We start from the raw sequence: 24,398 nt of genomic DNA, 5'->3' as shown, positions 1-24,398 counted from the left end.
TCACTTTGGCTGCAGTGGCGACTTTGGCTTAAATTGATGCTCATTTAGTTGACGGAGGCTTGAATGGCAGTATTACGAGAAATGCGAGCCGCGGATTATCAAGCAGTGATGGCGCTTTGGAGGCAGGCCGAAGGGATGACCTTGCGTGATGCTGATTCGGAGCAAAGTATTGCGGCTTATTTACAGCGGAATCCGGGGTTAAGTTTTGTGGCTGTGGCGCAGCAGCAGTTGGTTGGGGCGGTATTGGCAGGCACCGACGGCAGAAGAGGTTATTTACAACACTTAGTCGTGGCGAAAGCGTATCGCTCGCAGGGCTTGGGGCGTCAGTTAGTGGCGCAAGTGGTTGCGGCCTTCAAGTGCCAGGGCATTGCGAAAACCCACCTGTTTGTGCATCTGGATAACTTACATGCTCAGCAGTTTTATCAAAGCCTGAATTGGTTCCCCCGTGACGAGGTGCGGATGTTTTCCTTTAATGCCTCGAGCAATCCAGAGGTGTGAAGTCTGGCTCGCTGATTAAGCGTGGGGACTGGGGATGTTGACTCGGCCACAGGGGCTGATGGTGGTTCGAATGCTCAGACTTAAGGTGGTCGAGACGGAAATACTGAGCATGACTAAGATCGCAATTAAAATCACCAGCTGATATTTCACCGCGACCAATGGGTCACTGCCAGCCAAAATTTGTCCAGTCATCATACCTGGTAGGGTCACGATACCAACTGTGCTCATGGAGGCTAGCAAGGGGGCGAAGGATTGCTGCATTGCCGATTGCACAAAGCTTTGAGTGGCTTGGCTGCGATTGGCTCCTAGCGCAAGGTAGCCATAATATTCTTGTTTGGCTTCGCTGAGGCGGTTAAATAGGCGCTGTAGAGCGATAATATTACCGCTGAGGCTATTGCCTAATAACATACCGGCGAGGGGGATCAGGTATTGGGCGCTGTAGCTGGGATCCGGCTTGAGCAGGCCAAACAGCAAAATGAATAACACTGGGCTTAAACCGAGTAGCAGGCCGCAAGTGACCGCTAAAAATAAACCTCGTTTAGGCAGCTTGGCTTTATCAATGATGGCGCTGGCTCCAACCATGAGCATCAGCGCTAACCAGAGTAGGTTGATCCAAAGTTTATCTAAATCAAATAGAAACTGCAGATAAACGCCGAGTAAAGCGAGCTGTGCCACCATTCTGAAGATGCTCAAGAGCATATCTTTGCCCAAAGCTAAGTGAAAATGCCAGTTAATGAGCAATGGGACCAGCAATATCAGTGAAAAAAAAGCGAGTGCAGGCCAGCTTATATCAATGGTCATGGGTGCTCCCAAATAGACTTCAAGAGAAAATTGAAGTTCAACACGGCTTGGTGTTCGCTGCAACCTTTAATCCATGTTGTAGCGTTGCCGAGTTACCTCGAAATAGTGACGGCTCAGGTTGCTGAATGGTTTACTGGGCTTGCTGTTTTAGCGCCTTGCTTGCAGGTTCATCTTGCTTGGGTTGGAACATGCGCACACAATTTTTACCGTCTGCTTTGGCTTGATAAACTGCTTTGTCGGCAGCCTTGATCATCGCTTCGTGATGGGTCATTTCTGAGCTGCGATTGGCGATGCCTACACTCACGCTAATTTTATATTGTTGGTTGATGGACAAATTGGCGACCCGCTGACGAATCGCAGACCCGAGCCTTAAGGCGCCGTCTTGATCGGTGTCTGGACAAATGAGCAGGAACTCATCGCCCCCTAGGCGAGCCACCACATCATCACTTCTGACCGATTCGCGTAAACTGCGCGCGAGTAACATCAATACTGTATCGCCAGCATCATGGCCTTTTTGGTCATTAATCTGTTTGAAATGGTCGGCGTCTATCATCATGCAGACTAAGGGACTTTGTTGTGTTAAGGATTGTTGCCATAACTCTTTGAGTTGAATCATTGCATGGCGTCGATTGGGCAGACCCGTGAGTACATCGGTATGGGCCAAAGATTGCAAATGTTGATTGGTTTTTTGCAAGGCGAGGGTGCGTTCTTGTACTTTTTTTTCTAAGTTTTGATTGAGATCGAGTAACTCATGATTGCGTACGCTAACTTGATGAAATAAACCATGTAATGCGGTAATTAAGGGTTGGGTTGCCAAATCTTTAGGCTGCGCGGCTTTGCTGTAGGCAGTTATAGGCGATTCACCGCTTTCGATATATCGCACTTGTTTTGCGAATTCTTGGTCAATGCCGAGAATATGGTAAGCCAGCCATTGAATCAGGTAGTCCAATAGCTGCTTAATTTGGGCATGCTGGTTGCTATTGTCTAGATGTTCAAATTTATTTATTTCGTCAAGAAATTCGCGGTGAGCTTTAATGTGAATTTTTTTATGTCGAGGGTCGACTCGGCATAATGTCATTAATTGTTCTTCTTCTTGGAAGTGCTCTACCACATAGTGATTCAGCTCTAAGGTAAATGGTCTTAGTTCTTCGGTTGACATCTGTTTTTGAGTGAGTAAATTGCCAATTTTATTAATCAGGTCAATTAATTGGTGATGTTGCTTGTCAATTTCCTCCAAGCCGGTTTCAAAATCAGAGGTCCAACGAAACGGTTCCATTTGTTGCTTTCCAGCCTATCTGTCATTGACTGCTCGATGATATAGCAGTGTAGCCATGATTATTCGATATGAAGCGGAGAGCTACCATACCGATGAATCTAGGCGATAACGCTAATCTATATCAATAAAACGTGAAAAATGAGCACTTTTAAAGCACTTTTTCTATTTCAGTTTTTTCAGTTTAGTTGAAGTTATCCACGAAACGCATCATGTTAAGCTGCTTGGCAATTCAGTTTGGCGTATTCTGGGGTCGGTAGTGCATTAAGCTACTGCTGTAACATGTTATTGAGGTGAGCTGTGGAACAAAATTTATCTTTAGAACAAACTCGTGTGATTGGCGCTTTACTCGAAAAAGAAACAACGACGCCAGACCAATATCCGCTGTCGCTAAATGCTTTAACCTTAGCTTGTAATCAAAAGAGTAATCGAGAGCCAGTGATGAGTTTGTCTGAAGCTGAGGTGCAAGATGCAGTGGTTCAATTACAACAATTGCGTTTAGTGACCGAGGCTCCGATGGCTGGACGGGTGGTTCGTTACCAACATCGCTTTTGCAATTCTCAGTTTGGTGGTTTACAACTCAGCGAGCAACAACGAGCGATTATTTGTTTATTGTTTTTGCGCGGGCCGCAAACCCCTGGAGAATTACGTACTCGCAGCCAGCGTTTAGCAAACTTTAGTAGTGTTCAAGAAGTGGAGCAAAATTTACAGGCGTTGAGTGAACATGAGAGTGGCAAATTTATCTCCAAATTAGAGCGCGAGCCAGGGAAACGTGAATCGCGTTATATGCATTTGTTTTCTGGAGAATCTAGCTTGGCGGTGAGCCCAGACCTTACGCGAGAAACTTCATCAGAGGGCGAGCTACAACAACAAATAAATGCGCTTAAACAAGAGTTAGCAGCCCTAAAGCGAAGAGTTGAAGACTTAGAGTAATGCTTCTTTATATTGCCATTGACTCGTTTTTGGGAATTCAAACAGCTTTAGTTTGGAAAACAACGGAAGGATTGAATGCTCAACGGCGACGGCATGTAATACCAATCTGATTCATTATACGATCAACGTATTGCGCAGCATAAATCTGCCGATAACCAGGCATGAAGTGCAGTAACTCGTGGCTCTAATAACAAGATATATAACGCCGTTAGTGGTGATTAAGGCCAGCAAGAGTGAACCGGTAATGAGTTAGATTGGTAAAGGGCGATAAACTAGAACTTTACCTGCGTCGGCATAAGAAAGGCCAAGCATATTGCTGGCCTTTTGGTTCGCGACGCCTTGGCGATTAATGAAAGGGGAAAATGTAGTTAATCCAACCTTGCATTCTGAGTAGCACTTTGCGCATCACTGAGAGATGATGGAAATGCTCGGTATAGATGGCGACTTGGCCGCTAATGCCCATTGGCAGTTGATATTCATCGAATCGAGGTTCGGGATCGATGATCACCAAACTGCGACTATGTTTAAAAAATACCGCTGCACCACTTAAGTTTCCGTTGGCTTGAAATTCACCTTCGGCAATGCTTGGCATCACTTGTCTTACGGTGCCTTTAAATACTACGCCAGGCAGCGCGGTAACAATAAACTCAGCTTGATCACCCGCTTTCAGGCGCTTGATAGAGTTTTCCCAAAAGGCGCCGACAAACATTGATTGTTCCTTGGGTATAAAAGTCATGACAGGGCGCAGCGGCATTGGTACGGCCACCATGCCTTTGCGCAATGCGACCTGGGTAACAAAGCCATCACTCGGTGCGTGGACCACGGTCTGCTCTAGATCGAACAAAGCACTATCGAGCTGCCCCTGAATGCGTGCCACGTTAGTATTCACGCCGTTGATTTGCGAATCATAGGCGAGTTTTGCAATGGTTTCGTTGGCTTGTGCCGCTTGTAGTTTAGCTTCAGCAGCAAGGTAGGCTTGTTGGCGGTTTTCGACTTCTAATTCGGTGAAGGGGCTATTTGCTCCGCCTTTCTTTCGTCCTTCGGCATAACGTTGATAAGACTTTAAGTTGCGATCTCGCTCGGCGATAGCCGCGGTGGTATTTGCTTTGGCGCTGGCCCATTGCGCCATGAGTTGGGGCACTAATTGTTGGGCACTGGCCAATTCGGCCTGACGTTGTTCAACGATGGCTTGAAATGGTGTTGGGTCCAGTTTAAATAAGATTTCACCGGCTTGTATCGGCTGATTAACTTCCACTGGAACCTCAATCACCTTACCGCGAACTAGAGGCATGATAGGGACCGAGGTATATATTTGTCGGGCGTTGGCAGTGTAGGGATGGTTATAGTTCATCAATACTATCAATACCCCAACGATGAAGATGCCACCTAATACTGCGGTTGGCACCGTCCACTTGGTGAGCGGAATACGAAATATCTTAAAAATAGCGATACATAGGCCCGCATAGGTGAGAATAAGCAATAAATCCATTATTGACTCTCTCCTTGTTCTAGTTGTTGCACATGCTTACTGATGATGGCGACTTGGCGTTTGAGTTTACTGATTTCGGCTTCCATCACCTGTTCTCGTGAGGCGAGTAGCTGTTCTTGATTTTCTAAGTCTTGTTGGCGTTGCTCGATTTGTTGAAAGCCCCAACCTCGGTCTTCGCGATACAGCGTGGCCCAAATCCATAAAAATGGCCACAATACATGCAACGTGAATAGGCTCACCCAACCGGCAACATGGATCGCATCTTGGTGGGGGTGATTGCGATGTTTTGATATTTCATAGGGAATATCATGAATGGCTATAATTCCGTAAAACAGGGTAAGCGCGACAAAAAGCAGTAAACCTAAAGCGAAAAAATCCAAAAACATAGTCCCCCCTCGGGATATTTTTGCGAGCAACTTAAACTATTGATTTAGCTTAAACGATCATAGCCGATAACTGAACTAACTGTGTAGACTATGGTTAATTTGCAAGTAAAAGCTGCATTCACACTAAAAATCATAGGCTCATTTTTACTCAATATTGAATTAATCGCGGTGAGGTCAACATGAGATTATCTTCGGTGGAACAAGTCTGGGATAAGGCTGAGCATAATGCGTTTACTGATATGTGTGAATTTGCCGCTTCGCTGTGGCTGTGTTTTCGCGAAGCCAGTGCACATGTGAGTGAACAAGGAGACATTCGGATCTTACGTCGTGGTTTTGAGCAAACCGATTTTGAACCGGCGGCTTTCCTGCATGTGGATGGTTTGGATTTACGAGACCCTAAATTGGTTGTGAGCCCGGATGGACGTATGTTATTGACTTGCGCTGGTGTAACGCGTCACGAGCTATCATCGCAGTTACAAAGCTATATTGCTTGGTCTGATGACGGGTTAATTTGGTCGGAGTTGAGCCCACAAGGGGAAGCCGGGATGTGGTTGTGGCGTAGCCGTTATTTAGCCGATAGCGCCTATGCAGTGGCTTATAGTTATCGCTTGGATAAGGTAGATCTATATCGGATGGACGCGAAAGGGAACTATCAGCTTCATTTAGATCCCTTGTTTAGCCTTAAACAAAATGGCCTCGCTTACCCCAATGAGCATGACTTGAGTTTGCTTGATGATGGCTCGGCGCTATGTTTATTAAGGCGCGATAAAGATAGCGCAAGCGCTCAACTGGGTTATGCGAAGCCGCCTTATTTGGAATGGACATGGCAGGACTTAGCATTACAAATTGGTGGTCCGGTAATGCTTAAGCTGGACGATGGGCGGTTGCTCTGTGCACTACGTTTATACCAACCGGTGCGTACCAGTTTGTGTTGGCTTGATGCAGATCAGGGGCGCTTAAAAGAAGTGCAAGTTTTACCTTCCGGTGGCGATACCAGTTATCCAGGTTTAGTACAGCGAGGTAATACCTTGTATTGCAGTTATTACTCCAGTCATGAGGATAAGACCGCAATTTACTTAGCGGAATTGGATTTAAGCGAAGACTAACATCCAAGACCCTTGGTAAATGTTTGCAGCAGTGACTTGAGCTGTATTTGCTGGTACGCCAGGCGGCGTACCAATCGGCATGATAAAAAGTTCTTATTGCGAATCTAAGTAATGAGCAAACCTTATCGCAAAGGGCAGCTAACGCTGCCCTTGATTCAATGCTGTACCACTAAAAAGTATAACCAAAACCAAAGGTGGTGATGAAGCCTTTACTGTCGTAGAAGTTAATGTTTGAGTCGCTATTTTGATAGCCAGCGGTGACATTAAACATTGCATTCTTCCAAGCAAATGGACGTTGGTAGAGGTAAATTGCAAATAAGGAGAGTCGGTCATCCTCTTGAGTTTGCATATTAAATACCGGGTTGCCATCAGAATACTTAGTTTGACCTAACTCTAGGTTGACCGTTAATAAATGACGCTCAATTTTATAAACACTGTTTAGACGCAGGGTATAGCTATTAAAATCGTTGGCGCTACCATCCGCTTTGCTCGTCGTGTAGACCAGGGCTGGAGACAGAAACCATTGTTTGGAAAGTGGCACAAACATTTCGCCAATGACTCGGTGTAAATTGGCATTGCGATTTAGCGCTTGGGCTTGGCTGGAACCTTGGCCAAATATGGCGACCCCACTTTGTTCGTTGTCAATGCTACGTTTGGCATAAACATATTCAAGGGTAAATGGACTATCGGCAATGGATTGATAACGCAGTCGTCCCCCTTGGACATTTTCATCAGTTTCTTGTCGAGCCACATTAGTGATATAAGGATCACTCCAGGTATCATTCATCAATGGCAACTCTGGGAAATAAGCAACGGTTAACTGACTTTTATTGCTGATCGCGCGGCGATAACCCAACTCGTATTGAAACTGGGCTCGGCCTAAGTTCTCTTTACTGTTACCCACAAAAAACTGATTTTTTAGGTCGGCAGTGGTGTAAGAGGCTCGTAACAAAGGATAGGCAATCAGCGTATTGGTGCTCTGGCCACTATTATTTAGATCATGAGTGACTTGGTTGTCATCATCAGTGGAAAATTGACTTTGCCCGCCAACATAACCCAAGTTGAGATTAAGGGTGGCCGACCATCCAGCTTGTTCTGCGAGTGGACGAGCGCCAGCGGCGAAACTCAGTAACAGACTACAGCATAAAATACTGCTAACTCGATTCAACATCGCTTACGTCCTTGTGCTAAATAATTTTAAGAAATTCATTTTGTTATGTTCATGACGCCAACTTTTGATAAGTGAGCGATTGACAGTGATTAAACAAAGCACAGCATAACTTAGGTATTGGGTAAATTAACAGCAGTATGTTGAGGATTTCTTAATATTTAGTCGAATAAGCTGTTGTTTGTAAAGTGTTCTGATTCCGAGCCACAACACCGGGTTTAGCGCATGTTGTGGCTGGGTTGGTTTGAATCTAGTCGAGTTCAGGGAATAGGCTTAGATCGAAGGATTTTTCGCAGTAATGACATTTTAGCTTGATGTCTGTTTGTTTATGACGAACATAAAAGTGACTATCGATAGGCTCGTTGTGGCTGATACAATTGCTGTTCGGGCAGGCAAATACAGCTTTGATTTGTTCCGGAGTGGAGACATGGAACTTACGCACTACTTCAAAGTCTTCAATCAAGTTGATGGTGGCATGAGGGGCAAATAAGGCTAGTTGATTGGCTTGGTTTTCATCAAAAACGGTGTTTTCAACTTTAATTAGGTCTTTCTTTTGTTGTTCTCCGCTGGGTAAGTTTAAGCCCACCGTGATCCGTTCTTGGGCCGCCGATAACTGAAAAAATTTAAGGATTTTAATTCCTTGCCCCGCAGGTACATGGTCAATCACTGTGCCGTGAGCAATCGCTTCAACTTGCAGTTTTTTCTTCATTATTGAACTCCAAATTCATTGGTCATGATTAGCGCGAGTAAAGCTTGGCGAGCATAAACACCATTTTCAGCCTGCTGGAAGTAGTAGGCGTAGGGCGTACTATCTACATCGGTGGTGATTTCGTCGACTCGGGGCAGCGGGTGTAAGATCTTGAGGTTGTCTTGCACTTGTTCAAGCATGTTGGCCCGAAGAATAAAGCTGGATTTGATATGCTGGTATTCTGTCTCATCGAAGCGCTCTTTTTGCACGCGAGTCATATACAAAATATCCAGTTCTCCAACGACCTCTTCGATGCTGTCATATAAATGATATTTTATTTTGCGCTCATTTAGCTCTTCGGTAATGTAATCAGGCATGGCCAATGCTTTCGGTGCGATAAAGTAAAATTCGCAACCAAATAAGGACAGGGCTTGGGTAAGCGAATGTACCGTGCGTCCGTATTTAAGGTCACCAACAAACGCAATTTTAAGGCCTTCTAAACTCCCTTGCGTTTCATAAATGGTAAATAAGTCGAGTAAGGTCTGGGTGGGGTGTTGGTTAGAACCATCGCCGCCATTCACCACTGGCACACTGGAGAATTCACTGGCTAAGCGAGCGGCTCCCTCTTGGGGGTGGCGCATAAAAAACGCATCGCTATAAGAAGAGATCACTTTCACCGAATCCGCTAAGGTTTCGCCTTTTTTGCCCAGCGAAGTATTACCACCATCGGCAAAGCCAATCACACTCCCGCCTAAACGTTGCACTGCGGTTTCAAAAGACAAACGAGTACGGGTTGAGGCTTCAAAAAAACAGCTAGCAACAACTTTATTTTTGAGTAACTCAGGACGGGGTTGTTGTTTTATGTTTTGTGCGGTGTCGACAATTAACTCGAGTTCCTGACGGGATAAATCAGGGATGGAGATAATGTGCTTTTGATAAAGCGGGTTGTTCATGCTCGCAGATCCTAATCCGATGTGAAATCGGAACGGAATTATAACAGCGAGCAGAGCAAGTGAATATGATCTTAGTGACTAATTCTAAGATTAATTTGTAGTTGTTTAAGCATATTGGCTACTTTTACGTTCGCGGTAATCTTGGCAGTCGATGCAGTAGCGTGACTCTGGGCGAGCGTTGAGTCGTGCGGCATTGATGTCTTCACCGCAGCTTTCACAAAAACCATAGTCTTGTTCCTCAATACGACGTAATGCATCCTTAATGCTTTTTACTTGAGCAAGGTCGTGTTGGCGACGATTAAGCTGCATTTGTTGAGACTCTTCTTGATTGGCTCGATCAACGTCATCCCCTAGATCACTTTTGTCTTTAATCAACTCGTTATCTTGTTCAAGACGAAGTTGAATTTCCTCTAGTTTCTGGCTGAGTTGTTGACGAATCGTCTCAATTTGTTGGTCGTTAATCATTGTTTTGAATGTCTTCTTCCTAGTGTGTTAAACGCGAGTACGTAAGCGAACTTAGTACGTATATAACCCAAAAATTTAGTTAATCGTCGATTTTAACGACTAGTAAAGGCTTTTCAAAGCGCTTTTTTGGATAATTGTTAGCCAGCTAGCACTTGGGTTTCGATTAATTAACGAGTACTATCTCGCGGCTTTAATCTGGCAGGCTGTGATTAAATGGCTCTGCCAGTTATCAAAGCAGTTTATAGACTACATTTATAGAATAAACAAACGTGTGATGTCAGCATCACCGTATATTGAGGATTGCATGAGTGAATAAAATAAACATGCTGTTGGTTGGACTACTTGCTGTAGTGACCAATGTAGTAATGGCTCAAGAAGAGAAAGTACTGAATGTTTACAATTGGACCGAATACATTGCCGAGGACACAATTTCCGAGTTTGAAAAAGAAACGGGTATTAAAGTGATTTATGACGTATTTGATTCTAATGAAATGTTGGAGGCTAAATTGCTGTCGGGAAGCACCGGCTTTGATATTGTCGCCCCCTCTCATGACTTCTATGGTCGGCAAATTACAGCGGGTGTTTATCAAAAGCTGGACCGCAGCAAACTGAGTAACTGGGGCAATCTGGATCCGACACTTCTAGCCACGCTACAACATTATGATCCGGGTAACCTGTATGGCATCCCTTATATGTGGGGCACCACGGGTATTGGTTATAACGTGAATAAAGTAAAACAAATTTTAGGTGATGATGCTGATTTAAATAGTTGGTCGCTGGTGTTTGATCCACAGATCGCAGCGAAATTGAGCGAGTGTGGCATAGCCTTTTTGGATGCGCCCAGTGAAGTGGTTGCGGCGATGCTGAATTATATGGGGAAGGATCCCGGTAGCAGCAATATGGCAGACTATAAAGGGGAGATTGAAACACTAATGGCGCAACTGCGGCCGAGTATTCGTTATTTTCATAGCTCTCAGTATATTAATGACTTAGCCAGTGGCGATATTTGTGTCGCGATCGGCTGGTCGGGCGATGTGTTAATGGCGGATGAGCGTGCCGAAGAAGCCAAAAATGGCGTTGAACTTGAATATATCATCCCTAAAGAAGGGGCAGGTGTGTGGTTTGATATGTTTGCTATTCCCAAAGATGCGAGTCACCCCAATAACGCTCATACTTTTATCAACTATATATTACGTCCCGAAGTGATCGCCAAGGTGACCGATTTTGTGTGGTTTGCCAATCCAAATACTAAGGCGACCGCTTTAATCAATCCTGAAATTGCTCAGCATCAGGGAATTTACCCAAGCGAAGCCGCGGCTAAAAATCTCTATGGATTTACCAATGTTCCACCGAAGGTTGAACGGGTTCGTACTCGCTTATGGACCAAGTTTAAGTCGGGACGTTAACTAAACAGAACACTCCGTATTGAAATTATGCCAGCGAAATGCTGGCATTTTTTGTGGTTTATCCTGCGAAGGGTTACAGCCAGAAGGTTGACTCGAGCATATTGCAATATGCTTATCCTCTCTGAGCGCGTGGTTGCCGTTATTCGCTTGGTTGCTCTGACGCTCCTCTTTCATCGCAATTTATATTATTTTTTTACGCTAAATTGACCTCGCCAGCTAAACCGTTACTCGTCACTCGAACAATATATTTTTTGCTGAGCAGAATACGGCAAGTAGTTGGTGGATATAAATCAAGGTATTAGTTATGAATGCTCTTATATAACAACAACTTGGTATTTAATCGAGTGTTGTTGGGGGGCACTGTGCCGATGTCAGCCAACTTTACAGTGTATCGATATTTTATTGATATCCTGAATATTTAATTCTAACTAGATAAAACTGAGGAATTTGCGACAAAGTTTAGTCTTTTTTAGTTCATTAATGAGGGCAAATTACATACAGCGATAGGTCATAAAAAATACAGGAATATTGTTTAAGTAACATAGTGTCGAATTAATTTACAAACTTAATTTTATATAAGTAATCAAATTAATAATAGTGTGGAAGTAAAAGCTTTAAAAAACATCACGTTAACAAAAAGTGTGACGAGCTTATCATTTATGGCTTAATGTTTGCCTAATTACAAATGAGAGTTGTTGCTTTTCACTATTTGGTAAAGGAAAACCGCGATGAAGGCTTCCATCTTATTTTTACTTATCAGTTTAACTACATTTAATACTTCGGCCACGATTATAACGGCCTCAGAGAACCCCAGTGTACCGGCAGGACCGGTGGTGTATTTGGGAGGATATCCCACTCCTCAGCAAGATCCGAGTAGTGGCGCTGTTCCTAGTCCGGCAAGTGTTATCGACATTGATGATGATATTCGCGCTGCCGTGAGTTTCGATCTCCAATCCTTAAATCGCTTAAGCGATGAGGGAACTGGCGGTTTTGCTAATGGTTTATTCGATATTACCTTCTATTGGTATTTTGGCGGGTTCGAGCAAGCTTTCAGTTACATGTATAGCGCTTGGGATGATATTGAAACTTGGCAGGCTTCGGGTTCTGGTTTATTGAGTTACTGGAGTGATGACTATATTGCTAGCAACGATATTTTAGAAGTCGGCGAATGGACGGTTTATGCCTATGCAGAACAGACCTATGTTGGCGGAACGACCTTTAGCGTGACTTCTGTCCCTGAACCTGGCTCGTTAGTGTTGTTTGCGCTGGTGATGGTTGGGCTATTTACACGTCGGGGACTTCCTTTTCAAAATTAAGTGGTTTACCGAGCGCTGCAGAGTCATCTGCAGCATGAATCTCTTGATATAAAATTCTTTTCGGTCAATTGATTGGCACAAGGATGTGTTATGGGAAACGAGAGAAATGGATTGGTTCGCAGCCATGAATTCGAACTGGCGTTGGTCTATCGTATTACAGATCTTGTGATTATCTTTGCCACTCTGGCTGGATTCGCGTGGTGGAGAACGGGTCAGGTTGATGATGACTTCCAGATGTTGGCCATTGGTTTAGGCATCGTCTTCTTAATTGTTGCAGAGTCATTCACGCTGTATCGTTCGTGGCGAATAGCCTCGGTAAAAGAACAAGCGAAGGTGACTTTGAGTGTCTGGTTGGTGACGGTTGCAGTGATCCTCGCAAGTAACTATTTCTTGAAGGTTTCCGATAACTATTCACGTTTGGTTCTCGGGGGCTGGCTATTAGTCACGCCTATCGCATTGATCGTTTGGCGTATCGTGTTTCGGGAAATTTTGGCGCTGTTACGCCAAACTGGCTATAACACGCGTAAGGCGTTGATTATTGGCGTCTCGGAAACAGGTCTCAGGCTTCAGCAAGAGTTAATTGCTAACCCGGATTTAGGTTTGGTTTTCATGGGATTCTTTGATGACCGAGATTGCGCTCGCTTGGCAGATGATTCCAAATATTTTGGTCCGGTTGGGCGGGTTTCCCAAGCCCTCGATTTGGCAAAAAGTGGTCAAGTAGATCATGTCTACGTGGCACTACCAATGCATGCTAAGGGTCGGATTAGCGGCTATTTGAAGCAGCTGTCCGATACCACCTGTACCACTTTCATTGTGCCTGATTTCTTTACTTATAATCTCATTCATTCCCGCTGGAGTAGTTTGGGAAACATTCAAACGGTGAGTGTATTTGACAGCCCTTTTCGTGGGCTGGCCAGTGTATTCACTAAACGAGTGCAAGACATTATCTTAGCCAGCATCATTCTGTTGCTGATTAGTCCTGTGTTAATCGCGTTGGCGATTGGCGTCAAGCTCAGCTCGCCTGGTCCAATCCTGTTCAAGCAAGATCGTTACGGCTTAGATGGTCGGAGAATTCGGGTATGGAAGTTTCGGTCGATGAAGGTAATGGAAAATGGCGGTAAGGTGACTCAGGCCACTCAGAATGATCCACGAGTGACTCGTTTTGGTTCGTTTATTCGTCGAACTTCTTTAGATGAATTGCCCCAGTTCTTTAACGTACTGATGGGTTCTATGTCGATCGTTGGCCCGCGTCCCCATGCGGTTGCTCATAATGAGGAATATCGCCAAGTGGTTGACCGTTACATGCTGCGCCATAAGGTAAAACCTGGGATTACTGGTTGGGCGCAAATTAATGGCTGCAGAGGTGAAACGGATACCCTCGACAAAATGGAGCGCCGTATCGCTTACGACTTGGAGTACATCCAATTATGGAGTTTGTGGATGGACATAAAAATTGTTTACCTCACTATTTTTAAAGGTTTTCGTAGTGAGCAGGCGTACTAGGGAATTCAAGCCTCGCCAGCAATGATTTTACAAGGAAGTTCATGGTAATTTTTCGAGCCTTTATGGTTTTAATGGGGACTTTATTTATGCTGAGTCATGTTGTGAATGCAAAGTTGGCCCCGCAGCCCTATATGACCGAGTCTGGCTTGGCACTGGTTCCAATGTTAGGGCTCGGCTATAAATATGATGACAATATTACACTCGCGGAAAAAGACTCATCCTCATCTAATATTTTGGTCTTGGATGCAGCGCTCAAGGTCCTTGCAGAACGTGATCTTGCTTCTTATGAGCTTGGCTACAAAATTTCTGCGGCTGAGTATTTCGAGAGTCATGTGGATGACTATCTCGATCACCAGCTTGCCGCTAAAGCTGAGCTTGAGTTAGCGCTTAGGCATCGGCTCAAGTTGGCTTATCGGTTCGCTCATCAGCATGAGCAAAGAGGGCGAGGATTATCGCAAGGCTTGGGGAGTGATATCCAAGAGCTGATTTATTTTCAAAGTAATAAATTGCAGAGTGTTTATTCCTATGGTGCGCCGCAGGCCTACGGGCGTGTCGACTTGCAATTGGCCTGGGAAACCAAGCAGTATCAAAATCTGGAGTCGCTAACTCAATATCGGAACTGGCGACAGCTCAGTTATGGTGCCACCTTTTTCTACCGAGTCTCCAATGCCACCGAATTGTTGTTGGAGGCTAAGCAACTCGCAAGACGTTATCGGCTGAACGCAAGCGATCAGGCCAGTCGAAATAACGATGATAGTTTTATTTATGCTGGAGCCGAGTGGGACATTAGCGGTAAGTCTAGCGGTTCTGCTCGGATCGGTTATGAGGATAAAGGCTACCAGTCAGCCCAACGCGAGCACTTCTCGGGTTTGAGTTGGTTATTGTCATTTAATTATTTGCCAGTGGAATACTCACAGTTCAATGTTTTTACTAGCAAAATTGCGAAAGATCCCGATCAATTAGGCAACTATATTGATGAAACTATTTATCAGACGAGTTGGCAGCATTACTGGCTGGATCGGCTCTCCACGGAGCTAAGTTATCGCGATACCGACCTCGCTTATACAGGTGTCGATCGTGATGAGCAGATTACGCTGGCGAAAGTGGCTATCGAATATGAGTTACGCCACTGGTTGAAGCTGAATGTTAGTTACCAAAGAGAAGACAAGTCTTCCTCGGTAGCAGGCTTAAGTTACCAGCAAAATGTCATGTTTATTCACTTCTCGGGGACTCTTTAGATGATGAATCGGTTCGCTGCTTACCTATTGTTTTTAATGTTGCTGCTACCTAGCCTAGTGAGTCAGGCGGCCAATGATGATTCCTACAGACTTGGGCCAGGTGATGTAATTAATATTCATGTTTATGGCGAAGACGATCTCAGTATGCAAGTGCTGATTAACAATAGTGGCAAAATTGATTATCCCTACCTAGGTCGTTTGACGGTGAGTGATGCAACCACTCAAACCTTGAAACAAACCATTGAGTCGGGCTTAAAAGGTGACTATTTAATTCAACCTAAAGTTTCGGTGAATATTGTCCAGTACCGACAAGTTTTTATTAATGGAGAAGTCGAGAAACCCGGTGGTTACGCCTATCAGCCAGGTTTAACCATAGAAAAGGCGGTGGCTTTAGCGGGTGGATTTACCCAGCGAGCGTCTAAATCAAATATTAATGTGACGACTGGAAATGGTGGCAGCCCTCAAAATAAGGTCAGTCTCAATACCAAGGTTGAGCCCGGAGATATTATCGTCGTCAAGGCTAGCTTTTTTTAACGACAAGATACTGGATTAACAAGGAAGTCTAATGGTGAATCACACAGCCCAACGCAACGTCCTGCATATAGACAACCCAGCTTCCAGGCTCGGACTTAATTCTTTGCAGCGACCAGTGAATAAAGATGAGTTTATTGATTTGAGCCAGTACTTTTCGGTAATACGTCGACGGGCTTGGATGATTATTGGTTTTACTTTTTTGGCTGCCTTACTTGCCGCCTTGATTACATTTTCGATTACCCCGGTTTATCGAGCTTCGGCGGTGCTATTGATCGAAGCGGAGCAAAGAAAAGCGGTCTCGATTGAAGACGTGATTGGGGTTGATACCTCTAAACAAGAATACTATCTCACCCAGTTTGAACTATTAAAATCCCGTACCATTGCGCAAAAAGTGATCCAAGGGTTACAGCTAGAGCAGTACCCTGAATTAAATGGAGAGCAAGCCGACAGTGGCTGGATGCAACTGAAGAATCCTCTCGAGACGCTGTATAATCTTGGCGCTCATTCGCCTTTGTTGCTGAGTTTATTGCCATTACGAGAGCCGCTCAGTGAACAGATGCTGCTCCAAAAAAGGCAGCAAACGGTGATGGAGAATTTTCGTAAGCGTTTAAGTATTAGCCCACTACGAAAAACTCAGTTGGTAAAAATCATCTTTGAATCCGAGGATCCTCAATTGGCTGCGCAAGTTGCAAATGCTGTTGGGGAAGCCTATATCGAAAATAACCGAGAATCTCGATTGTATGCCAATCAAGAGGCGAGCACATGGTTAGAGACTCGTTTAGATAAACTGAGAGCATTGGTCGAGCAATCAGAGAGTCGCCAAGCCGCTTTTTTAACGTCGGAAGGACTGGTTGATGTGAGCGGTGTCGATAGTTTGGCTTCGAATGAGTTAAATGATTTAAGTCGCCGGCTCAGCGATGCCAGAGATCGCCGAGTGGCCGCAGAGTCACTCTACTATGTACTACAAGATAACCGGAACGCCGGTTTAGCTGAACTGTCTTCGATTTCTGTCATTTCCAATCACCCGCAATTGCGTGATGTTCGTGTCGCTGAGATTGAAGCGGAACGTTTGGTTTCTGAATTGAGTAAGCGTTATGGTCCGAAACATGACAAAATGATCCAAGCCCAAGCACAGTTAGCGGCAGTGCGAGAGAGAGCTGGTCGGGTGCTTAACGATTTGGCCACGGGGATAGAAAAAGAGTTAAGAGGGGCTGTTAAGCAAGAAAATTCAATTCAAGCAGAATTAGCCAGTAAGAAAACTCAGTTCCAAGCGATTGCGGTGAAGCGCGCGACCTACGACGCTCTTAAACGTGAGGTTGATAGTAATCGTAAGCTCTATGATCTGTTCTTGAATCGACAGAAAGAGACTGCAGCGACCAATGATTTTCAGTCGGCAGTGGCGCGGTTTAGCGATCGCGCGGTCATCCCTTTAGATCCAGCGAAGCCGAATAAAGGTCTCATCATTGCCTTAGTTGCTTTGGCCAGTTTGCTGTTTTCCATGGTCTTAGTGTTAATTACGGATGCTTTTCATAACACTATCGAGAAGTCATCCGACATCCAAGAAAAGCTGGGCTTACATCCGCTCGGTGCAATCCCAAAAATAAACGCTAAAAAATATAAGAATAAACTGATGGATAGTCAGGTGTTTTTTGATGAAAAGCAGCGATATTTTAGTGAATCGATCCGCACTATTCGAACTTCCCTGTTATTTAATTTGGTCAACAACCAGCGTAAACGGGTGTGCATTACTTCTTCGGTACCTGGCGAAGGTAAGAGCACTACGGCCATGAACCTAGCGATGGCAATGGCGGGCATGGAAAAAGTATTGCTGATTGAAGCTGATTTACGCAAACCTAGCTTGTCTGAGCGTTTTGGTTTTAATCAAAATCCGTTGGGCCTCACTAATCATCTGGTGATGGGCGCAGAGCTGAGTGATTGTATTTATCATCATAAAAAATCGGGTCTTGATACCTTATTTGGTGGCATGTTGATCCCGAATCCTCAGGAGCTATTAGCCTCAAATAAGTTTGCGATGTTGATTGAACAGTTAGAGCAGCGCTATGACAAGATTGTTATTGATTCGCCCCCGCTATTGGCGGTGAGCGATGGTTTATTACTCAGCCGCTTAGCAGGAGCCGCATTGTTGGTGGTTCAAGCCGGAAGCACCAATATAAAGCAACTGAATAGTAGTTTAGAAAGTCTTATAAAACATGATATTGCCATCGATGGTGTGGTGATTAATAAAGCCAGTCCTAAACAGAAAAATGAATATGGGGAGTACCAATACTACGGATATCAAAATCAGAGCGGTAAGGCCACACAGTCATAAGAACTTAGTTTTAGCCTCGCGCTATGGATGTAAACAACAATTGAGGTTCGCTGGTTTAGCGCATCCTTAGCTTTAAAGGGAAGGAAAGCCGAATGAAAGTCGCTTTGATGAATTGCTATTCGTCTAAAAACTCGGGTGATGGTTTGCTGGTTGAGCTAGCTTGCCAATATATAAAGAAGCAACATGGCCAAGATACCGAGATCATCATTGTTTGTAGTGATCCCGATAGTTTTAACGGCGATTACCAGGTGCTTGGTAATGAATTTTCCCGTAGCGGCATACTGGGGCACGTCGCGGTATTATTGAAAGTGATTGGCTTTCTGCTGTTTGGGCGCTATTCAGCAAAACAATACCAGTCCTTACAACATTGTGATCGTTTCTACTCCGTCGGTGGCGGATATTTAAGGTTTGGTTCCCTCAGCGAAGCCCTAAAAACGCTGATTGTGCACTGCTCACAAATTGCTTGGGTTAAAAGCAACATTAATCAGCCGCATATTCTACTCTCGCAGAGTATTGGTCCGCTGCGCTATGTCTATTCTGCGTGGTTGAGTCGCTTACTGGCCAATACTGAGCAAGTGTTTGTTCGCGATGATAAAACCGTCGCAGAGCTTAAAAATATTAATCTCCAAAGCACGCGTGTGAAAGATATGGCCGTTTCGGAGTTGATCCGTAAATTTGACTCGCTAGAAGTTTCAACATTGCCTCACTCTTCCACTTGTATCTTGATCTTAAGGGATTTACGCCGTGGCAAAGCGGTTAACCATAAGTTTTTAAAAGAGTTAGAGCCAGTATTGGCGCAATTCGAGAGCGTTGTTTATGCGGTGCAAAGTGAGGTCAATTCTAATAACGATGGTGATTTTTACCAACAACACGGGATTAGTGATTTTATTTCGGTGAAGGAGGCCTTAACAAAATACCCGCAAGCGCTAGTGATTTCAGTTCGTTTGCATGGTGCCATTGAATCGCTATTAGCAGGCTTTAAAACCTTTCATCTCAGTTATGAGAGGAAGGGGTTTGGTGCATATCAAGATTTGAATATCTCAGAGTACGTTGATAACGCATACAATTTTAATAGTGTAGCGGTAGAAGAGCGAGTCGCTAAGCTGAGAGCAATGAATGAAATGGATTTTTTTAATCAGATTCGAGCCAGTTTATAAATGTATATTCGTAAAGAGAGTAAATACTACAAGTATCTATTCTTCTCACTATGGTTGGTGGCTTTTTTAGTGGTCTTCCTCTGGGGAGAGGCTATTTTGCCCGAAAAATATTTTCGCGATTCTGAATTGATTATGGAGATGGCGAGTGGTAGCGCGTCTCCGTCTTCACAAGATGGTTCCTATTATTATACGACTTTGGTGTTTGAGTTCCTTGGTGAGCATTTATCTAGCCTATTAGTGTTTGTTACAGGCATTGCCTATATTGCCACCATGTCATTTTTTGTTCGGCGCTGGGACGAATTAGCCTATGGCTCTGTGCTATTGATGCCTCATTTGGTTCTTGGCTTATCTCGGCCCCAAAAAGAAACCTTGGTTTCTATTTTAGTTATTGCTTGTTTCTTTGTGTATCGCAAATCTAAGAATCTCTCTTATACCTTGTTACTGATCTTTGCTTTGTACCTTAGCTATGGCTTGGTTCGTAATTATTACTTACTGATCATCGCCGTATTTGCTTTATTGTTATTAATGGAACGCTTGAATTTTGAATATAAAGCGCTCGTGGTATTGCTTGTCTTATTCTCTTTATTTTTGCTTCCAGAGGATTTCTTTTTTAAGGTGCAAGGTACCCGAGATATTTTTAATTCCTTAAGACCGATGGGAGGAGCAGGACACGAAACGATCTATTTTAACCCTTTGACTCCCGATTCAGCGCAGGCTTTTATGGGGAATTATTTTTCTAGCTTGGTTTATTTTAATTTTCCGATTTTTTTTGTTTTCACCGGAAACTCGCTCTACCTTCAGATTTATATCCTTATTTTACTCGTGTCTTTTTTTAAATTCTCTCAAATCGAGAGCATAGAGTTGCGTCTATTTGGATTATTATTTATAAGTCATTTACTGGTTCTACTCTTATTTGAACCCGATCTCGGTAGTTACATGCGTCATCTATCTTCTGTTTCAATTTATATCATGATGTATTTTTCTTGGATGAAATATGAACGCACTAATTAGTTTTATGAATCCAATTATTCAGTGGCTGATCCCGCTGATGCTGATTCGGCATTACGACTTAAGTTATGTTGGACAGTACTCTTTATTTTTAAGCTTTGCTTCATCAATTGTGATTGTATTGATGTTATCAAGTAAGAATTTCTCTTTAGCGGGATATTTTTCGAGTCGCGAAAATCAGAGTGCCTATCAGGTGCATAAGAGTATTCGATTTAGTCTATTAGTCGTTTTGTTATTCGCTTATTTACTTTGTTTGTTATTCGCTTGGGATATTTTTAAAATTATATTTTTTGTGAAGTTTGTTGATGTCTACTTGGATTCAATGGTGTCGTTTTCGAAACAAGAGCGTTACCAAAAGTACCAGCTTTTTGCTCTTATTATTGCCATTCTTATGGTCTGCTTATCAATTAATCATCCGCTTGTTGCCTTTGATTATTTTGTTGGTATTTTTTTGTTTTTGTTCCTATTGATGTTTTATTTGAACCATCGGCCCGCAGCATATGTTTCTTTGCCAGTGATTAAATCGGCGCTTAACTCGGTAAGCTATCAGTTCTCATCGACTTTTTTGATGTTCTTTCAGCGTTATTTTATTGCTGCGGTTTCTTCTATGGAAGCGCTTGGCTTTTATAGTCTTCTATTACAGTTTGTTGTGTTCTGGTCGATTTTTATACAGGCAGCATTTGCCCAATTTAATACCAAAATTTTCAGTGCTACGGTATTTAAGATATTTTTTGTGCTGGCCGCTCTGCTAGCGATCCCTTCTATTTATTTAGTGTTTCAATATATCTATTTAATTTTGCCCCCTAGTGGCAGCGACTTCCTGTTGCTACTGGTTATTTTTGCCTGCGTATTTATTGAGCTGTCTTTTTACATTGGTGGTTTAAAAGAGAACAAAATTAAATTCTATTTGCCCAATCTTGTGGTGCTTTGCATGTTAGTGATGGTGACTGGTTTGTCGGTTCATCTTTCTCAGAGTTATGCTCCTTTGGTGGTGGTTTGTTTGAGTTACATACTGCGTTGCGGGATTTTTTATTGGATGAGTAAAAGGACCTTAATATCATGAAAGTGCTTATTTTTACTGAATGCCTTGCCGGCGGGGTATGCTCTGTTATTTCTGACCAAATTCAATATTTAGCCGCTGAGGATAAGCAACTCCAGTTTGATTTGTTGTATAGCAAAAAGGATGAAACTCCGAAGGATCTTGCACAGCGTTTCCCTGATGTGGGTTTAATTGAGATACCTTACGAGCGGGGAGAGCGTTTCTTTTTACTGAAAGTCTTTTGCTATCTGCTATTTCGTGTGAAGACCAAGAATTATTCGGTGATCCACCTGCATTCTTCGTTCTCTGGTTTCTTGGGACGGATCGCATTTGGCTTGAGCGCGCACAAGCTCTGTTACACCCCCCATTGCTTTGCCTTTTTATCGGAGGAGTTTTCTCCCTTAAAACAAAAAGTATTCTATTGGATAGAAAAACGACTCAGTCTGATTGGCTGTATCGTTGCTTGTGGCGGATCTGAAGCAAAACTGGCCAAGGGATTCAGCACTAAGGTGCGGGTGCATACTATCTCTAATGGGGTGAATTTCTCGGATCTAACTTCCTCGGTGACCAGCTCGCAGGCTGACATTATCTCGGTGGGCCGGATCTGTAAACAAAAGGGCTTTGACGACTTTAAGGCGCTGTATGCTTTAGCCAGTCATCAATATAGTCTCGTTTGGCTTGGTGGACCGAAACCCGATGGGATTGATTATGTCTCTGGCTGGTTATCGCGTGAGGCTTTGTTTCAATATTACAGCTCGGCTCGATTGTATGTTTCAACTGCGCATTGGGAAGGAATGCCGGTGGCTCCCATTGAGGCCCAGTATTTTGGATTACCAGTGGTCGCAATCAGAACTCATGGCGTGGTGGACTGCGTCGTAGATGGCGAAACGGGTTATCTATGTGACAGCATAGAAGAACTGTATCAACGTTGTCAGCAGTTACTCTCCGATGCGAGTGAATACCAACGGCTGTCTCACAATGCCAAAGCGCATATCCGCAAACATTTTTCTTTAGCAAATTATGCCGGATTATTAAGTCTATATCGGCAAATTGCGGCTGACACCTTAGCGCTATCAGAGCAAACACTCAGTTAATCGTATGGTTTCAGGTGAGCGAACGATGTACGCGGGAGTTAATGATTTAAGGAGATGCAATGGAAGCATCTATTGAAATGCAAGCAAGAAGCGCAGTTTATTTTGGGCGAATGTTATGGCGTTATTTCGGTTTGGCGACAATGGTCGCGATTTCGCTAACGGTGTTGGTATTGGCGTTTCAGTTAGGTTTGGCCAACGTTTATTCCTATGCGTTACGTAACTGGCATGAGCGATGGCTGCAAGACTATAGCCATTCACTTAGCGAACAAAACGTTCTGATTGCAGAGCTCGTGTCTCAACAAATGTTGGCATGGCGTCATGATGATCCACTTTATTTAACCCTTGCTGCCAAGCAGGTCGAGTGGCGCAATTTTTATCAATTAGTGATCTCAAGTGAAGATAATAAAGCGCAACAGCGAGTTCAAAATTTGGCTAAGGCTTACTCTTTTTATCAGCAAGCGGCGAATCTAAGGCCGACGTGGCCAGATACTTATGTTGCGCTTGCGAGTAACCGCCAAGCGATGGGAGAGCCAGCAGCGGTTTGGTTTGCTTACTTGGCGCAAGGTGTAGCGGTGGCGCCAAAAACCAAGGCAAGTTTGCTCGGTATGGTTAATTTAGGGATTGCTAATTGGGAGCGATTGGATCCGCTTCAGCAGCAAGTGGTAGAAAGCTCGCTAGTGAGTTTACTCGAGAATCCAGCGATCAATCGCAAACTAAAGCGAGAGATACCTTCGGCACTGGTGAGAGATCGGATTTGTTACCTACTGACTTATCAAGGTTCGATTGCTCAAGCCGAATTTTGTAAGGCGCAATCGTCATGGCAGTAATTAATTTAAAAGTGGTAGCAGTAACGGTTGTTTCGCTGGTGGTTTTAGGCAGTGTGCTTAAATCTCTTGGCTGGTTTTCTTTGTCCCTTTGGCGACTGGAAATAGCTTTAGGTGGCGACAAGATGACTCATCTTATTTTTTCCTACCTGTGTACCATTGCTTTGTTATTTGGTTTTTGTCGTTTTGGAAAAGCGCACCGAGAGCGCGTTCGTCGTTTTATTTTACTGCTCATATTGGTTTTTGCAGTGGATGAAAATTTACAGCGTTTTATCCCTACGCGAGAGTTTTCGTGGACCGATTTAATCAGTAACTTGTTTGGTATTTTATGCGCGCTGACCAGCTGGTTATTGCTTCATTACCTCTTTCTTCTTAAGCAAAAAAAGGAGCAGCAACATGGGCTTCGTTGATATTCACTGTCACATTCTACCCGGAATTGATGATGGGGCAAAAGACTTAAGACAAAGTATAAAAATGCTCTGTGCTGCAGTAGATGATGGCATAGAAGTGATGCTGGCTACCCCCCATATCTTACCGGGAGTTTTTGATAATACCCCACAATCGATCCGCCATAGCTACAAGCTATTAAATCGAGAGCTTCATGCTCAGCAACTTCCTTTGCAACTATATTACGCTGCCGAAGTGCACCTGTGCCCAGAAATTATGCTTTGGCATAAACAGGGAAAGTTGCCTTTATTGGGACGCTTTAAAGATAAAGATGTATTGCTACTGGAGCTTCCCCATGGACATGTTCCACAAGGGTTTAATAATTTTATTAAGTGGTTAACGGCGAGAAATATCACTCCCTTAATCGCTCATCCCGAGCGAAATCGTGGGGTATGGAATGAAATTAATCTGGTCAGCCAATGGCGTCGTTTAGGCTGTTTATTTCAAGTGACAGCCGGTGCATTGTTGGGAGAATTTCGCCAGACGGCTCAACAAACAGCATTTCAAATGCTAGAGGATGATTTGGTTGACGTGGTCGCGAGTGATTGCCATGGATTGGAGAAGCGTCAGCCAAATTTGAGTCAAGCTTACGATAAGGTGAGTTTGCTTTGTGGGCAGCCGCGAGCGCAACGTTTGTTTATTGATACCCCCGGAATGATTGCGGCTAGCTGTCAAGGAACACTGGCAACGACCGTCACATCACTGATTGAGCCTGATATTTTTAGTCGTAAAGCCTAGGAGCC

Annotated in this window: 24 protein-coding genes; 16 read left to right on the top strand and 8 right to left on the bottom strand. The window is 43.9% G+C overall.

Going from position 1 to position 24,398, the window contains the following annotated elements; translation table 11 throughout:
* Positions 1-63: 63 nt before the first annotated feature.
* Positions 64-498 (top strand): GNAT family N-acetyltransferase, encoded by a 435-nt coding sequence (locus ACRRS1_RS20570; protein WP_432463945.1) that lies wholly within the window; start codon positions 64-66, stop codon positions 496-498.
* A gap of 15 nt (positions 499-513) precedes the next feature.
* On the opposite strand, the gene ACRRS1_RS20565 is transcribed toward ACRRS1_RS20570, so the two are convergent.
* Entirely contained in the window at positions 514-1,299 is a 786-nt protein-coding gene (locus ACRRS1_RS20565; protein WP_432455654.1) for an ABC transporter permease, read from the bottom strand.
* Positions 1,300-1,429: 130 nt separating this feature from the next.
* On the bottom strand, positions 1,430-2,575 hold the full coding sequence (locus ACRRS1_RS20560; protein WP_432468835.1) for a GGDEF domain-containing protein: 1,146 nt from the start codon (positions 2,573-2,575) through the stop codon (positions 1,430-1,432).
* Between the two features lie 297 nt (positions 2,576-2,872).
* On the opposite strand from ACRRS1_RS20560, the gene ACRRS1_RS20555 reads away from it, so the two are divergent.
* Positions 2,873-3,505, top strand: coding sequence for a YceH family protein (locus tag ACRRS1_RS20555; protein WP_432468836.1), 633 nt, complete (start codon positions 2,873-2,875; stop codon positions 3,503-3,505).
* A gap of 346 nt (positions 3,506-3,851) precedes the next feature.
* Here ACRRS1_RS20555 and ACRRS1_RS20550 read toward each other — a convergent pair whose 3' ends face one another.
* The gene (locus ACRRS1_RS20550) at positions 3,852-4,994 is read right to left on the bottom strand and encodes an HlyD family secretion protein (RefSeq protein ID WP_432455657.1); all 1,143 of its coding nucleotides are present in this window, start codon (positions 4,992-4,994) and stop codon (positions 3,852-3,854) included.
* Entirely contained in the window at positions 4,994-5,380 is a 387-nt protein-coding gene (locus ACRRS1_RS20545; RefSeq protein WP_432468837.1) for a DUF3302 domain-containing protein, read from the bottom strand. The genes ACRRS1_RS20550 and ACRRS1_RS20545 overlap by 1 nt, the downstream gene beginning before the upstream one ends.
* A gap of 179 nt (positions 5,381-5,559) precedes the next feature.
* On the opposite strand from ACRRS1_RS20545, the gene ACRRS1_RS20540 reads away from it, so the two are divergent.
* The gene (locus ACRRS1_RS20540) at positions 5,560-6,486 is read left to right on the top strand and encodes an exo-alpha-sialidase (RefSeq protein ID WP_432455659.1); all 927 of its coding nucleotides are present in this window, start codon (positions 5,560-5,562) and stop codon (positions 6,484-6,486) included.
* Between the two features lie 169 nt (positions 6,487-6,655).
* On the opposite strand, the gene ACRRS1_RS20535 is transcribed toward ACRRS1_RS20540, so the two are convergent.
* From ACRRS1_RS20535 to ACRRS1_RS20520, 4 genes are all read right to left on the bottom strand, one after another.
* Positions 6,656-7,657 (bottom strand): DUF2860 family protein, encoded by a 1,002-nt coding sequence (locus ACRRS1_RS20535; protein WP_432460334.1) that lies wholly within the window; start codon positions 7,655-7,657, stop codon positions 6,656-6,658.
* A gap of 247 nt (positions 7,658-7,904) precedes the next feature.
* Positions 7,905-8,363, bottom strand: a complete 459-nt coding sequence (pyrI, locus tag ACRRS1_RS20530) for an aspartate carbamoyltransferase regulatory subunit (RefSeq protein ID WP_432455661.1) — start codon at positions 8,361-8,363, stop codon at positions 7,905-7,907.
* Positions 8,363-9,295, bottom strand: a complete 933-nt coding sequence (gene pyrB / locus ACRRS1_RS20525) for an aspartate carbamoyltransferase (protein ID WP_432455662.1) — start codon at positions 9,293-9,295, stop codon at positions 8,363-8,365. The genes pyrI and pyrB overlap by 1 nt, the downstream gene beginning before the upstream one ends.
* 105 nt (positions 9,296-9,400) lie before the next feature.
* Positions 9,401-9,760: a TraR/DksA family transcriptional regulator gene (locus ACRRS1_RS20520; protein ID WP_432455663.1), complete on the bottom strand. Its 360-nt coding sequence runs from the start codon at positions 9,758-9,760 to the stop codon at positions 9,401-9,403.
* 308 nt (positions 9,761-10,068) lie between these two features.
* Here ACRRS1_RS20520 and ACRRS1_RS20515 point away from each other — a divergent pair, with 308 nt between their 5' ends.
* From ACRRS1_RS20515 to ACRRS1_RS20455, 13 genes are all read left to right on the top strand, one after another.
* The gene (locus ACRRS1_RS20515; RefSeq protein ID WP_432455664.1) at positions 10,069-11,166 is read left to right on the top strand and encodes an extracellular solute-binding protein; all 1,098 of its coding nucleotides are present in this window, start codon (positions 10,069-10,071) and stop codon (positions 11,164-11,166) included.
* 728 nt (positions 11,167-11,894) lie between these two features.
* Positions 11,895-12,482, top strand: coding sequence for a PEP-CTERM sorting domain-containing protein (locus ACRRS1_RS20510; RefSeq protein ID WP_432455665.1), 588 nt, complete (start codon positions 11,895-11,897; stop codon positions 12,480-12,482).
* A gap of 90 nt (positions 12,483-12,572) precedes the next feature.
* Positions 12,573-13,985 (top strand): undecaprenyl-phosphate glucose phosphotransferase, encoded by a 1,413-nt coding sequence (locus ACRRS1_RS20505; RefSeq protein ID WP_432468838.1) that lies wholly within the window; start codon positions 12,573-12,575, stop codon positions 13,983-13,985.
* Positions 13,986-14,026: 41 nt separating this feature from the next.
* A complete protein-coding gene (locus tag ACRRS1_RS20500) occupies positions 14,027-15,223 on the top strand; it encodes an outer membrane beta-barrel protein (RefSeq protein ID WP_432460332.1) in 1,197 nt (398 codons plus the stop codon).
* On the top strand, positions 15,224-15,757 hold the full coding sequence (locus ACRRS1_RS20495) for a polysaccharide biosynthesis/export family protein (RefSeq protein ID WP_432460331.1): 534 nt from the start codon (positions 15,224-15,226) through the stop codon (positions 15,755-15,757). It abuts the gene before it with no gap.
* Between the two features lie 31 nt (positions 15,758-15,788).
* Positions 15,789-18,086, top strand: a complete 2,298-nt coding sequence (locus ACRRS1_RS20490; protein WP_432460330.1) for a GumC family protein — start codon at positions 15,789-15,791, stop codon at positions 18,084-18,086.
* A 92-nt stretch (positions 18,087-18,178) separates the two neighbouring features.
* The gene (locus tag ACRRS1_RS20485) at positions 18,179-19,243 is read left to right on the top strand and encodes a polysaccharide pyruvyl transferase family protein (RefSeq protein WP_432460329.1); all 1,065 of its coding nucleotides are present in this window, start codon (positions 18,179-18,181) and stop codon (positions 19,241-19,243) included.
* The gene (locus ACRRS1_RS20480) at positions 19,244-20,254 is read left to right on the top strand and encodes a hypothetical protein (RefSeq protein ID WP_432468839.1); all 1,011 of its coding nucleotides are present in this window, start codon (positions 19,244-19,246) and stop codon (positions 20,252-20,254) included.
* Complete coding sequence (locus ACRRS1_RS20475) at positions 20,238-21,314, top strand: hypothetical protein (RefSeq protein WP_432468840.1); 1,077 nt, start codon at positions 20,238-20,240, stop codon at positions 21,312-21,314. The genes ACRRS1_RS20480 and ACRRS1_RS20475 overlap by 17 nt, the downstream gene beginning before the upstream one ends.
* Positions 21,311-22,384 (top strand): glycosyltransferase, encoded by a 1,074-nt coding sequence (locus tag ACRRS1_RS20470; protein WP_432460326.1) that lies wholly within the window; start codon positions 21,311-21,313, stop codon positions 22,382-22,384. The genes ACRRS1_RS20475 and ACRRS1_RS20470 overlap by 4 nt, the downstream gene beginning before the upstream one ends.
* A gap of 59 nt (positions 22,385-22,443) precedes the next feature.
* Positions 22,444-23,211, top strand: a complete 768-nt coding sequence (locus ACRRS1_RS20465; protein WP_432460325.1) for a hypothetical protein — start codon at positions 22,444-22,446, stop codon at positions 23,209-23,211.
* Positions 23,202-23,618: a VanZ family protein gene (locus tag ACRRS1_RS20460; RefSeq protein WP_432455675.1), complete on the top strand. Its 417-nt coding sequence runs from the start codon at positions 23,202-23,204 to the stop codon at positions 23,616-23,618. The genes ACRRS1_RS20465 and ACRRS1_RS20460 overlap by 10 nt, the downstream gene beginning before the upstream one ends.
* Positions 23,605-24,393 (top strand): tyrosine-protein phosphatase, encoded by a 789-nt coding sequence (locus ACRRS1_RS20455; RefSeq protein ID WP_432455676.1) that lies wholly within the window; start codon positions 23,605-23,607, stop codon positions 24,391-24,393. Before ACRRS1_RS20460 ends, ACRRS1_RS20455 begins: the two co-directional genes overlap by 14 nt.
* Positions 24,394-24,398 lie beyond the last annotated feature (5 nt).

It is taken from the genome of Agarivorans sp. Z349TD_8, from assembly GCF_050870825.2.
GTDB lineage: Bacteria > Pseudomonadota > Gammaproteobacteria > Enterobacterales > Celerinatantimonadaceae > Agarivorans.
The sequence above is the reverse complement of the archived record's forward strand: the minus strand, read 5'-3'. Positions and strand labels throughout refer to the sequence as shown.